Annotated in this window: 9 protein-coding genes; all 9 read left to right on the forward strand. The window is 41.7% G+C overall.

The genetic code is table 11. The features are described 5' to 3' along the window. Positions 1-125 precede the first annotated feature (125 nt). A complete protein-coding gene (locus tag ASU35_RS16960; RefSeq protein WP_083504366.1) occupies positions 126-2,135 on the forward strand; it encodes an LTA synthase family protein in 2,010 nt (669 codons plus the stop codon). Between the two features lie 152 nt (positions 2,136-2,287). Further along, entirely contained in the window at positions 2,288-2,983 is a 696-nt protein-coding gene (locus tag ASU35_RS16965) for a ClpP family protease (RefSeq protein ID WP_058354151.1), read from the forward strand. A 37-nt stretch (positions 2,984-3,020) separates the two neighbouring features. Then, positions 3,021-3,902 carry an undecaprenyl-diphosphate phosphatase gene (locus ASU35_RS16970; RefSeq protein WP_058354152.1) on the forward strand — a complete coding sequence of 294 codons (882 nt, stop codon included), beginning with the start codon at positions 3,021-3,023 and terminating at the stop codon, positions 3,900-3,902. Between the two features lie 28 nt (positions 3,903-3,930). Beyond that, on the forward strand, positions 3,931-6,396 hold the full coding sequence (locus ASU35_RS16975) for an FtsK/SpoIIIE family DNA translocase (RefSeq protein WP_058354153.1): 2,466 nt from the start codon (positions 3,931-3,933) through the stop codon (positions 6,394-6,396). 68 nt (positions 6,397-6,464) lie between these two features. Further along, a complete protein-coding gene (locus ASU35_RS16980) occupies positions 6,465-7,343 on the forward strand; it encodes an ATP-grasp domain-containing protein (RefSeq protein ID WP_058354154.1) in 879 nt (292 codons plus the stop codon). A 13-nt stretch (positions 7,344-7,356) separates the two neighbouring features. Beyond that, a complete protein-coding gene (locus tag ASU35_RS16985) occupies positions 7,357-8,244 on the forward strand; it encodes an ATP-grasp domain-containing protein (protein ID WP_058354155.1) in 888 nt (295 codons plus the stop codon). 497 nt (positions 8,245-8,741) lie between these two features. Further along, a complete protein-coding gene (locus ASU35_RS16990) occupies positions 8,742-10,412 on the forward strand; it encodes a formate--tetrahydrofolate ligase (RefSeq protein ID WP_058354164.1) in 1,671 nt (556 codons plus the stop codon). Between the two features lie 72 nt (positions 10,413-10,484). Beyond that, positions 10,485-12,764: a hydratase gene (locus ASU35_RS16995; RefSeq protein ID WP_058354156.1), complete on the forward strand. Its 2,280-nt coding sequence runs from the start codon at positions 10,485-10,487 to the stop codon at positions 12,762-12,764. A 20-nt stretch (positions 12,765-12,784) separates the two neighbouring features. Beyond that, positions 12,785-13,273 carry a pyridoxamine 5'-phosphate oxidase family protein gene (locus ASU35_RS17000; protein WP_058354157.1) on the forward strand — a complete coding sequence of 163 codons (489 nt, stop codon included), beginning with the start codon at positions 12,785-12,787 and terminating at the stop codon, positions 13,271-13,273. The last annotated feature ends 361 nt before the right edge of the window (positions 13,274-13,634 follow it).

Consider the following 13,634-nt stretch of genomic DNA (forward strand, 5'->3'; position numbering starts at 1 on the left):
TAAAAAAGAGCTGTGCCTGCAGCTCTTTTTTTGTGCAGAATCTGCATTGACTTTTTTTGGAAAAAGAGATAAAGTTTCAGAGGATAACATAGAATGAATAGCAAATGATAAATAGGTGAAAGGTAATGTGTACAAGGGAAAAAATTATTACTATATTAAATAAATATTCTTTAGTTTTTCATGGAATTTTATCCTGTCTGATCTGCTTTATAATTGAGGCCTGTGCCAGACATTCTATATGGAGTGCTGTTGATTTTGTATTAGACCGTTCTTGGGTATTTCTATATAATTCAGCAATTATTTTTGCCACATTTTTAATTGTCTATTTCTTTAAACGCCGCTGTCTTACCAGGGTCTTATTGAGTGGTATCTGGCTGTTTCTGGGAATCGTGAATGGCTGTCTTTTGCTGAAGCGTGTAACACCTTTTGGCTATACCGATTTGAAGATGGTAACAGACCTCTTTGCCATGAAAAATAATTACTTTACTACAACAGAGGCAATTCTTGTAATTTTGCTGGTGGGAAGCTTTGCCGCTTTCAATGTATGGCTTTGGAAAAAGGGGCCTAAATATCAGGGAAAAATGAACCGTCTGGTTGCAGGATTGGTTTTATTATCCTCTTTTTTATGGATTCCGGTCTTTACGGATGCAGCAGTGAAGTCTAATCTGTTAAGTGACTATTTTGAGAATATTGCGAAGGGATACAAGGATTATGGCTTTGTTTATGGCTTTTCTACCAGTGTGTTAGACCGGGGTATGCATAAGCCAAAGGGTTATTCTGAGGAAGCCATTAATAATATTGAAAAGCGGGAAGAGGATACCTGGAAGCGTCTTTTGGCTGCAGGAGAGGTAACAGATTCCGGAGAAAGACCAAATATCATTCTGGTATTATTAGAGTCCTTTATTGATCCAGCTGAAATTAAGTTTTTAGAGTGTTCTGAAGATCCTGTTCCTAATTTTCATAAGCTGGAAAAGGAATATACAACGGGGCATCTGGAAGTACCAGTTGTAGGTGCCGGTACAGCAAATACAGAATTTGAGGTACTGACAGGTATGGGAATGCGGTATTTTGGTACCGGTGAATACCCTTATAAGACAGCTTTAAAGAGTTATAGCTGTGAGAGTATTGCCAACAATTTAAGCAAGCTTGGGTATGGAACTGGAGTAGTACACAATAACGGCGGTAATTTCTACAGCCGTGCCAATGCTTTTTCTCAGATGGGCTTTGATTATTTTATCAGTAAGGAGCTTATGAATATCAAGGAATATACTCCGACGGGCAACTGGCCGACAGATGATATCCTGCTGGGGGAGGTAGAAAAGGTTATGGATGCAACAGAAGCTGCACCTGATTTTGTCTACACGATTACCGTGCAGGGACATGGAAGCTATCCGGAATATCCAGTGATTGAGAATCCGGAGATTACGGTTTCCGGTGCAGCATCAGAAGAGAAAAATTATGCATGGGAATATTATATCAATGAACTTCATGAGGTAGATAAATTTATCGGTAATTTGATAGAGCAGCTTTCTGAGCGAGACGAAAAGACAATGGTAATCATGTTTGGAGACCATCTGCCTACAATGAATTTAAAAGAAAGAGACATGGAGACGGGAAGTCTCTTTAAGACAAAATATATTACCTGGAATAACTTTGGACTGGAAAAGCAGGATATAGACTCTACATCCTACCAGCTGATGGCAGATATGACAAACCAGCTGGGTATCCATGAGGGAACCATGTTTAGATATCATCAGTCTATGAAAGATAGCTTATTCTATCTGGCAGATATGGAGATGCTTCAGTATGATATTCTATATGGAAACCGGTATTCCTATGACGGACAGGACTTGTATCCGGCTTCTGACCTTATCATGGGAGTGGATGAGATATATCTTCTGGATGTGCATCCTTTGACTATTATGGAAAATACGGTCGTATTGGATGGTAAGAATTTTACCCCGTGGAGCCGTGTCTATGTAAATGGAGAAAAGGTTGAGCACAGCTTTTATGGAAGTACCCGTCTGGCAATATCAGCTGATGATGTAGAGAGTGGAGATATCCTTGAAGTAAGGCAAATGGGCTCTTCCAGCAGCGTCTTCCGGACATCAAATCAATATGTATATATGAAATAATACAATGGACAATAGAGGAGTATAAACTTTGCTATTGTCTGTTTTTATAAAAAGGCAAAGCCTTTGGAAGCTCTCTTAATTTTTCATTTGAATAAACTCTCCATAACTTCATATAATAAACAAATAGAGCATAGAAAAGAAAGGAGAAGTTTATGGAGGAAGAAAAAAAGGTTGCCAAGGAACAGTATAAGGATGACAAGGTGTCTGAGTTTGGTCAGATTACGCTGGAAAACAGTAAAAGTGAAAAAAAGATACATCTTTTGTCAATTATTGGAGAAATTGAAGGACATGAGTCACTGCCGGCAGCCAGTAAAACAACAAAATATGAGCATGTATTGCCCCAGTTAGCTGCTATCGAAGATAGTAAGGATATTGAGGGACTTTTGATTATTTTAAATACGGTGGGAGGAGATGTAGAAGCAGGGCTTGCGATTGCTGAGATGATAGCCTCTTTAAGTAAGCCAACGGTATCTTTGGTGTTGGGAGGAAGTCATTCTATTGGAGTACCGATTGCAGTATCCACGAAATATTCCTTTATTGTACCAACTGGAACCATGGTTGTTCACCCGGTACGGATGAATGGCATGTTCATTGGGGCCCCGTCTACCTATGAGTATTTTAAAGTGATGCAGGATCGGATTGTTGGATTTATTTCTGAACATTCCAGAATAAAAAAGGAACGGGTAGAGGAGCTGATGCTTAAGCAGGGGATTTTAACTAAGGATCTGGGAACGATTCTGGTAGGACAGGAGGCTGTGGAAGAAGGGGTTATTGATGCGGTTGGAGGGATTCAGGATGCGATGGAGAAGCTGTACGGAATGATTGACGGAGGGCAAAGAAAGTGTTAATATTGTAAGAGCGATAAATTTTTGGAGGATATAAAATATGGAACTTTGGGAAGCGATAGTTATGGGACTGGTGCAGGGCCTGGCAGAATTTCTGCCGGTCAGCAGCTCCGGTCATTTAGCAATATTTAAATATATATTAGGAATTGATTTAGAGGCAAGTGGAGGACTGGTGTTTGATGTTATGCTTCACTTTGGAACACTGGTAGCTATTTTTATTGCCTTCTGGAAGGACATCAAGAAGCTGGTAATGGAGGGCTTTGGTATTTTAGGAGCCTGGTTTATCAATGCCGGACGCTTTGTTATGAACCTGTTCCAGAAGGAAAAAAGGGAGTATGTGCCGGTTATAGATTCGGCATACCGGAAGTTTGTAATGCTGGTTTTGGTTTCTACGATACCAACGGGTATTATGGGTGTGTTGTTTAAGGATTTAATTGAAAAGGCAAGTGCAACCTTACTCGTACCGGGTATCTGTCTGGTTGGAACAGCGGTTTTACTTACAATAGCAGACCATGCCGCAGAGGGACATAAACGCCCAAACCAGATTAGCTATAAGGAAGCCGGATTGGTAGGTATTGCCCAGGGCTTTGCTACTTTTCCGGGACTTTCCCGCTCAGGAACCACGATTGCTGCCTGCTTAAAGCTGGGATTTGACAAGAATTTTGCAGTTAAATATTCTTTTATTATGTCCATACCGGCAGTCCTTGGAGCAAGTATTCTGGAACTTAAGGACTTTAGTATGGATGGAATTGATACAGTGATTATGGTTAATTACATAGTTGGAACTGCGGTTGCAGCAGTTGTTGGTTATATCTGCATTAAGACGATGCTGGTTATTGTCCGTGGCAAAAAATTCAAGGGCTTTGCTTATTATTGCCTGGTAGTTGGGGCTGTAGCAATCATCTGGAATTTTATACGCTAGAAGTTAGAATTACTAAAAGGAGTTTTTTATGGCGGCAAAAAAGAACAAAAAAAATACCGTTGAGACAAATCCATACAGAGACGAGATTATTCTGGTAGTCACTTTGATAGTTTCCGTTTTGCTGGCACTTAGTACCTTTAATTTGGCAGGAGTTTTTGGAAAAATTATAAACCACCTGCTGTTTGGTCTGTTTGGTTTCCTGGCCTATTTATTACCATACGCATTGTTTTTTGGAGTTGCATTTGCGATATCTAATCAGGGAAGCCATGTAGCTCGGGTAAAGATTTTTAGCAGTACGGGACTTTTTCTAATATTATGTGCATTGCTTCAGCTGATATTTGGAGGCTATGATAAGGGTCAGAAGCTTCTGGAGATCTATAAGCTTTGTGCAGAGGGGAAAAAGGATGGCGGTTTGATTGGCGGGATTATTGTAAAGGCCTTATGCTATATCTTTGGAACCGCTGGTACATATGCAATTTTGATTGGTCTTACCTTGATTCTGATTATGCTCATCACAGAAAGACTGCTATTTGCGAGTATTAGAAGAAAGCGGATGCAGGCGAAGGAGGAGAGGATGATACAGGCAAGGGAGCGGGAAGCTGCTATGGCCTCGATGGAAGCACCCCGCCGCAGAGCAAAGGTGTTTACCTTTGAGAAAGAGCCTAAAAAAGAGGAATCCTCTGTCACATTGCAGGAGCCTGAGATAAAGGAAGAAAAGAAAGCAAAAAAGAAAACAGAAAAGAAAACCCAGAAAGAGGAGCTCCCGGTGTATGAGGAGGAGCTGAAAAACAAATTTCATAAAGATTCAACAGATGCAATGGAGCAGCTGGAAATTTTCCGTGCAGAAGAAACAATAGTATCTGAGCCAGTAAGGCCGGAGGAATTAAAGCAGTGGGAAGAAGTAAAAATTGAAGATATAAAGCAGCCAGAAGAGACAGTTTCTCATAGGAAAGCAAAGGCGAGTGAGGCACAAACTCAGTCAGAGGTAGAGGCCCTTGGTGCTGAAATCCAGACACAACTGGAGACAAAAAAGCCAGAATATGTATTTCCACCACTGTCCTTACTGTCTCTGCCCAAGGGCAAGGCAAAGGGTGTATCAGACAGTGAGCTTAAGGCTACAGCAGCTAAGCTTCAGTCTACTCTGGAAAGCTTTGGCGTTAAGGTAGAAATGAAAAATGTAAGCTGCGGGCCAGCAGTTACAAGATATGAGCTGCAGCCGGCACAGGGCGTTAAGGTAAGTAAAATTACAAGCCTGTCAGATGATATCAAGCTTTCTCTGGCAGCGGCAGATATTCGTATTGAAGCACCGATTCCAGGAAAGTCAGCTGTTGGTATTGAGGTTCCTAATAAGGAAAATACTACAGTATTATTGCGTACCCTTTTGGAGAGTAAGGAGTTTAAAAATCATCCATCGGATATTGCCTTTGCGGTAGGTAAGGATATTGGCGGTAATACGATTGTTACGGATATTGCAAAGATGCCACATCTTTTGATTGCCGGTGCAACAGGCTCGGGTAAATCTGTTTGCATTAATACGCTGATTATGAGTATTTTATATAAAGCGAGTCCAGAAGACGTTAAGCTTATCATGGTGGACCCGAAGGTAGTAGAGCTAAGTGTTTACAATGGAATTCCACATCTTCTGATTCCGGTTGTTACAGATCCGAAAAAGGCATCTGGTGCTCTTAACTGGGCTGTTATGGAGATGACAGAGCGTTATAAGAAATTTGCGGATCTGGGTGTCCGGGATATGAAAGGCTATAATGAGCGGGTTGCCACGGTAGAAGAGGATAATGACCCAAGGTATCAGAAGCTGCCACAGATTGTTATTATTGTGGACGAGCTTGCTGACCTTATGATGGTAGCACCTGGTGAGGTAGAGGATGCTATCTGCCGTCTGGCTCAGCTTGCGAGAGCTGCTGGCATCCATCTGGTTATAGCGACACAGCGTCCTTCTGTAAATGTTATTACTGGTCTGATTAAAGCAAATATACCTTCAAGAATAGCTTTTGCTGTATCTTCGTCGGTTGATTCGAGAACTATTTTAGATGGTGGCGGTGCAGAAAAACTGTTGGGTAAGGGAGATATGTTGTTTTTCCCATCGGGCTATCCAAAACCGGTACGTATTCAAGGTGCCTTTGTTTCAGATAAAGAGGTCAGTGCTGTAGTTGAGTTCCTTTCTAAGGAAAATGGTGCTGTAACCTATAATGAGGAGATTAATAACCGGATTACTTCTGTTCAGACGGCCAGTGAAGCGGCTGGTGGCGTAGAACGGGATGAATATTTTGTAGAGGCAGGACGTTTTATCATTGAGAAGGACAAGGCTTCTATTGGCATGCTGCAAAGAGTCTATAAAATCGGTTTCAATCGTGCTGCCCGCATTATGGACCAGCTGTCAGATGCTGGTGTAGTAGGACCTGAGGAGGGTACAAAACCAAGGAAGGTACTTATGTCTATGGAAGAGTTTGAACAGTATGTTGATGAATATGTGTAAGGTAGGATAGACCTGTATCTGCTAGGCAGTGGCAGGTCTGTCTTTGTATAAGGAGGCATAAAGATTCTATGAAAGGATTACTGGTAGTAAATGAATTTTTAATGACAGAGAAGTTTCGGGAATTGTATGACATGCTTTTTTTGGCTGCCAGTCAGCAGGCAATCTGCCTGGAGCAGAAAACAAATGCCCAGCTTCTACCGGTATTAGGAGAAAGGGCAGAGACTATAGAGGCCTCTTTTGTATTATTTTGGGATAAGGACATCCGTCTGGCAAAGGCTTTGGAAAACCGGAGACTTTTAGTGGCCAATTCTGCCAGGGCAATTGAAGTCTGTGATGATAAAGCCCTGACCCATCTTTTGCTGGAAAAGGCTGGAGTACCGATGCCTCGGACAATTCTGGCACCAATGACCTATTCTAATATCGGTTATACTAATCTGCAATTTTTAGAGCTTGCAGCAGAGAAGCTAAGATTTCCTATGGTAGTAAAGGAATGCTTTGGCTCCTTTGGCTGGCAGGTGTATCTGGTTAATAACCAGGAGGAGCTTTCAAAGCTTGTAAAAGAGCTGGCAGGAAAGCCGTTTCTGATGCAGGAATTTATAAAAAGCTCCTTTGGAAAAGATATCCGGCTACAGGTGGTTGGTGACAAAGTTGTAGCTGCAATGTATCGGTATTCTGAAACTGGTGATTTTCGTGCGAATATCTCAAATGGCGGAAAAATGAAAGCCTATGAGCCGACAGAGGAAGAAAAAAGGCTGGCAGTAAGGGCTTGTCAGGCACTGGGACTTGATTTTGCAGGTGTAGATATTTTATTTGGAGAGGCAGGGCCTGTGGTATGTGAGGTAAATTCTAATGCCCACTTTAAAAATATTTATGATTGTACAGGCGTAAATGTGGCAGAGCACATTTTAGGGTATTTGAAGGAGAAGGCAAGCGTTAGCGGGCTGTAGAAAAGAGGAAAGTATGAAAAGATTTAAGGCGTGGCTGATTTATGGAAGAGAAGATGCAAAAAAAAATGAAGACTTTATAAGAATGCATAAGGAAGCAGGAGAAGAATTAGGAATAGATATTGAGCTTTTGTATGCAGACAAACTTTCTACAACTATAGAACAAGGAAAAACAAGACTTCGTTATGCAGGTGAAATAGAGGAAAATCCGGATTTTGTGCTATGCCGGACGAGAGACTGGCTTCTGACAAGGCAGTTGGAGCATATGGGATTACTGGTCTTTAATAACAGTGAGGTTTCCTTAGCAGGAAACCATAAGGCTATTGCTTATCAGGAGGTGGCAAGGCTTTCTATTCCTGTAGTTGACACTGCCTTCTGCCGCCGGGAATATGTGGAGAGGCAGCTTTTGCAAGCACCTGCGGATGAAAATGGAAGGCTTCTAAAGTCCCTGGTGATAAAATCAGTCGCCGGTCATGGCGGCAGCCAGGTTTTTCTTTATGAAAATAGAGAAAAGCTTCCACAGATTCTTTCTGGTATTGGAGGGGATGATGTGGTTATTCAGCCAAGAGTAGCCGGACCAGGAGAGGATCTGCGGGTTTATATTATTGGAAACCAGATTCAGGGATGTGTTCTCAGGAGAGCAAAGGAGGGCTTTAAATCTAATTTTTCTCTTGGTGGAGCTGTGGAGCCTTATCGATTGTCGGGAGAAGAAGAGATACTGGTTAAAAAATGTTTTGAGCGTTGGAGCTTTGATTTTGCAGGAATTGATTTTATCCGGTCTGAAAAAGGACAGCTTTTATTTAATGAAATTGAGGATGTTGTGGGAAGCCGGATGTATTATCAGTGCTATGAAGAGGATATTCTTTTTAATTATCTTTCTTATATTAGAAAAAAGATATCCTAAGATTGCCAAATATAGATAGGAGCAGGACTGATAGTCTCGAGCCTGCTCCTTTATTTGCTAAATAAGTTTTGTTTCAAGAAAAAGGGGAAGGATTGTTTATTAGAACTGCTTCACGAAAAAATTAGTATATTTTATCGTAAGTCCTATTGAAGTTGACAGACAACCTAGGGTATAATGTACACGAAAGCAATGAGCCATGCAAAAATTTGTACATATCACAGTTCGTGCTTGCACGAAGATGTGAATATGTGCAAATTTTTATAGGGCGAAAGCCCGTGACCGAGAAACCGAAGGTTTGGAGGTCATAGCATGGCGAGAAGCCCAGAGGGGCGAAAGCCCGTGACCGAGAAACCGAAGGTTTGGAGGTCATAGCGTGGCGAGAAGCCGAAGGTTTGGAGGTCATAGCGTGGCGAGAAGCCGAAAAGGCGAAAGCCCGTGACCGAGAAACCGAAGGTTTGGAGGTCATAGCAAATCTGAATACCAGGAGGAGAAAGGCAATGAAAACAGATATTGAAATCGCACAGGAAGCAGAGCTTGTCCATATTCGTGAGGTTGCAAAGAAGTTGGACATTACAGAGGATGAGCTGGATTTTTACGGAAAATACAAAGCAAAATTTTCAGATGAGCTTTGGGATAAAGTAAAGGATAAAAAGGACGGAAAGCTTATTTTAGTAACAGCCATTAATCCTACACCGGCAGGAGAAGGAAAGACAACGACAACTGTAGGCTTAGGAGAGGCCTTTGGAAGAATGAATAAAAAAGCAGTAATTGCTTTAAGAGAGCCTTCCTTAGGACCTTGCTTTGGTATCAAGGGTGGAGCTGCTGGTGGCGGCTATGCTCAGGTGGTACCGATGGAGGACTTAAATCTTCATTTTACCGGTGACTTTCATGCAATTACCTCAGCAAACAATCTTCTGGCAGCTATGATGGATAATCATATCCAGCAGGGCAATGAGTTAGAGATTGACCCGAACCAGATTGTCTGGAAACGCTGTGTCGATATGAATGATCGTGTGCTTAGAAATATTGTAGTCGGCCTGGGAAGAAAGGTCGATGGCATTGTAAGAGAGGATCATTTTATTATTACTGTGGCTTCTGAAATTATGGCTATTCTCTGTCTGGCAGAAAATATGAAGGATTTAAAGGAACGTTTGGGAAAGATTATCGTTGCTTACAGCTATACTGGTGAACCGATTACGGCAAAGCAGTTAAATGCGGTAGGAGCCATGGGCGCCTTATTAAAGGATGCGATTAAGCCGAACCTGATTCAGACTTTGGAGCATACACCGGCCATTGTTCATGGTGGGCCGTTTGCTAATATTGCCCATGGCTGCAACAGTGTGCGGGCAACTAAGACTGCTTTGAAGCTGGCAGATTATGTTGTCACAGAAGCAGGCTTTGGTGCGGATTTAGGTGCAGAGAAATTTATGGATATCAAGTGCCGGATGGCAGGCCTTAAGCCGGATGCAGTTGTACTGGTAGCGACTGTCAGAGCCTTAAAATACAATGGTGGTGTACCAAAAATAGAGCTTGGCACAGAAAATCTGGAAGCTTTGAAAAAAGGTATTGTTAATCTGGAGAAGCACATTGAAAATGTACAGAAGTTTGGCGTTCCTTGTGTTGTTACCCTGAATCGTTTCGTAACGGATAGCGATGCAGAGCTTGCCTTTGTAAAAGAGTTCTGTGAAGCAAGAAACTGTGATTTTGCTCTTTCTGAGGTTTGGGAAAAGGGCAGCGAAGGTGGTATTGCTCTGGCTGAAAAGGTTATCAGTACTCTGGAGAACAAGGAAAGTCACTTCAAGCCGCTGTATGACAGTTCTTTATCCGTAAAGGAAAAGATAGAAACTGTGGCAAAGGAAATCTATGGAGCCAGTGGTGTTACCTATGATGCTGCTGCCGATAAAGCCATTGCACGGATTGAAGAACTGGGCTATGGAGATATGCCGGTCTGTATGGCAAAGAATCAGTATTCTCTGTCTGATGATCCAGCAAAGCTTGGCAGGCCGGAGAACTTTACGATTCATATTCGTGAGGCTTATGTATCTGCCGGAGCAGGTTTTGTGGTAGCAATTACAGGTACGGTTATGACGATGCCAGGACTTCCGAAAAAGCCGGCAGCCTTTGGCATTGATGTAAATGATGATGGCGTAATTACCGGATTATTTTAGGAGATATGGCGGCTCTGTACAATCGTAATAGGGCCGCTTTTTATAAAATAAAAGGGAAGAGAGGTTAGATAAATGATTCAATTATTAGAACATGGGGCTTATGTATTAGAGGGAAGAGAGATTATTGAAGAGAGCCCTGCGGCAAGAGAAAGACTTTTGACACGTTTTGGTGGAGAGGATATTGCTAAGGAGGAAGCTAAAAAGGGTACGATGGCCTATCGTATATTGGCAGAGCATAATACCTCTGACAATATGGAGCAGCTTAGAATTAAGTTTGATAAGCTGACCTCCCATGATATTACTTTTGTAGGAATTATACAAACAGCAAGAGCATCAGGATTAGAGAAGTTTCCGGTGCCTTATGTATTAACGAACTGTCATAATAGTTTGTGTGCTGTAGGAGGCACAATTAATGAGGATGACCATGTATTTGGTTTATCCTGTGCAAAAAAATATGGTGGAATCTATGTTCCTCCGCATCAGGCAGTTATTCATCAGTTTGCAAGAGAGATGCTGGCTGGTGGTGGACAGATGATTTTAGGCTCGGATAGTCATACACGTTACGGTGCCCTGGGAACCATGGCAATCGGTGAGGGTGGACCAGAGCTTGTAAAGCAGTTGCTGTCCAAAACCTATGATATTGCTATGCCTAAGGTTGTCGGTGTATATCTGACCGGTAAGCCAAGACATGGTGTTGGTCCACAGGACATAGCCCTGGCAATTATCGGTGCGGTTTTTAAAAATGGATATGTAAATAACAAGATAATGGAATTTTTCGGTGATGGTGTAGCTAATTTAAGCGTAGATTACCGTATCGGCATAGATGTTATGACAACAGAGACGACCTGTCTTTCCTCTATCTGGGAGACGGATGATAAGGTAAAGGAATTCTATGAGATTCATAACCGCCCTGAGGCTTATGAGGAACTGAAGCCGGAAAAGGTAGCTTATTATGATGGTCTGGTATACGTTGATTTATCAGAAATCAAGCCAATGATTGCGATGCCATTCCATCCAAGCAATGTATATACGATTGAAGAATTGAATGCTAATCTTGAGGATATTTTAGCAGAGGTTGAAAAAAATGCTTTTGTAAGCCTGGACAATAGCAAGATTTCTTATACCTTAAGAGATAAGATAAAAAATGGACGATTATATGTAGAGCAGGGAGTTATCGCAGGCTGTGCCGGCGGTGGCTTTGAAAACATCTGTGATGCGGCAGATATTTTAAGAGGAAAGTATATTGGAAACGATGCGTTTTCTTTAAGTGTATATCCAGCGAGCCAGCCGGTATTTATGGAGCTGGTAAAGAATGGAAGGGTAGCAGACTTAATGGCAACGGGTGCAACGATTCGTACCGCTTTTTGTGGACCTTGCTTTGGTGCAGGAGATGTGCCTGCTAACCGTGGTCTTTCCATTCGCCATACGACACGGAACTTCCCGAACCGCGAAGGCTCTAAGCTTACCAGCGGACAGATTGCTTCTGTAGCATTGATGGATGCCCGCTCTATTGCTGCAACGGCTGCTAACCAGGGCTACCTGACAGCGGCTACGGATTTGGATTGTGAATTTACTAAGCCGGTATATCATTTTGATGCTTCTATTTATGAGAATCGGGTATATAACGGCATTGGTAATCCAAAACCGGAGGAAGAAATCAAGTTTGGTCCGAATATTGTGGACTGGCCTTCTATGGTAGAATTAAAGGATAATATTTTGTTAAGGGTGGTTTCTGTCATTCATGATCCGGTAACAACCACAGATGAGCTGATTCCTTCTGGGGAAACCTCCTCTTATCGTTCTAATCCACTGGGACTGGCTGAATTTACTCTGTCCAGAAAAGACCCTGCTTATGTAGGACGGGCAAAGGAGGTACGGACGATGGAGGAAAACAGAAGAAACGGTGTTAAGAACCCAGAGCTTTCTGAGGTATTTTCCGTGATTTCCAGGGAATTTTCCGGTATTGAAGAAAATGAAGTGGAAATCGGAAGCACGATTTATGCGGTAAAGCCAGGAGATGGTTCTGCAAGAGAGCAGGCAGCTAGCTGTCAGAGAGTACTGGGAGGTCTTGCTAATATCGCTTCGGAATATGCAACCAAGAGATACCGTTCTAATCTGATTAACTGGGGTATGCTTCCATTTCTTTTAGATGGCAGTGAGCCATTTGAAATTGGAGATTATATTTTTATTCCAGAAATAAAGAGGGCAGTAGCGGATAAAGCAGAGGACATCAAGGCCTATGTCGTAAGGAGGGAGGGCTTGCAGGAGTTCACCATGAGACTAGGAGAGCTGACAGAGGATGAAAGAGCTATTATTCAGAAGGGCTGCCTGATTAATTACTACAAGGACTGATAGAGAAAGGAGGATGCGATATGTTTCGAAAAATGCGTCGCTTTAAGCAGCAGCTATCGGAAGAGGCAAGTATTGCTGTTTTGGAAAGAGGAACAGCTGGAGTGTTAGCAGTAGCAGGAGATGATGATTATCCTTATGCAGTACCATTAAGCTATGTATATTATAATGCAAAGCTTTATTTTCATGTGGCAAAAAGTGGTCATAAGCTGGATGCTATTAGGAAAAATGATAAGGTATCTTTTTGTGTTATAGATAAGAATCAGATTGTGCCAGAGGAATATACCACTTATTTTAGAAGCGTAATTGCTTTTGGGCGTATCAAAGCTCTTGAGGGTGAAGAGAAACGAGAGGCCTTGGAGGCTCTGGCAGCAAAATATTCTCCTGAGCAGGTAGAGGGACGGAAGGCTGAAATAGACAGGCAGATAGAGCATGTTTGTATGCTGGAGCTTACGATTGAGCATCTTTCCGGAAAGGAAGCGATAGAGCTTGTAAATTTCAAGAAAGTTTAAAAATAGCAAAATAACCAAAAATGTTAAAAAAGTATCAAATGAAAAATAGCGAAAAACTGCGTGTTTTTGCTATTTTTTTTGTGCTTTTTTATTTTGAAGCACAAAAAGATGTGAATAATACACAAAAAAAATATTAAATCAATAAAAATATTGAATTAATTTAATAAACTCAAACTTCGCACATGATTAAATGCCTATGAACCTTGAAAATTCAATAAATACTGGCATAAAAATAGCATGAAACCGCTGGTTTTGTTATAATTAAGTTACCACACAAAACAAAACAACCGGAGGCTCATGCTATGAATAAAAGTATAACACAAGACAACCAGAATGATAACCAGATTTCTGCATCTATCAA

Source organism: Acetivibrio ethanolgignens (assembly GCF_001461035.1).
In the GTDB taxonomy this organism is placed as follows: domain Bacteria; phylum Bacillota; class Clostridia; order Lachnospirales; family Lachnospiraceae; genus Velocimicrobium; species Velocimicrobium ethanolgignens.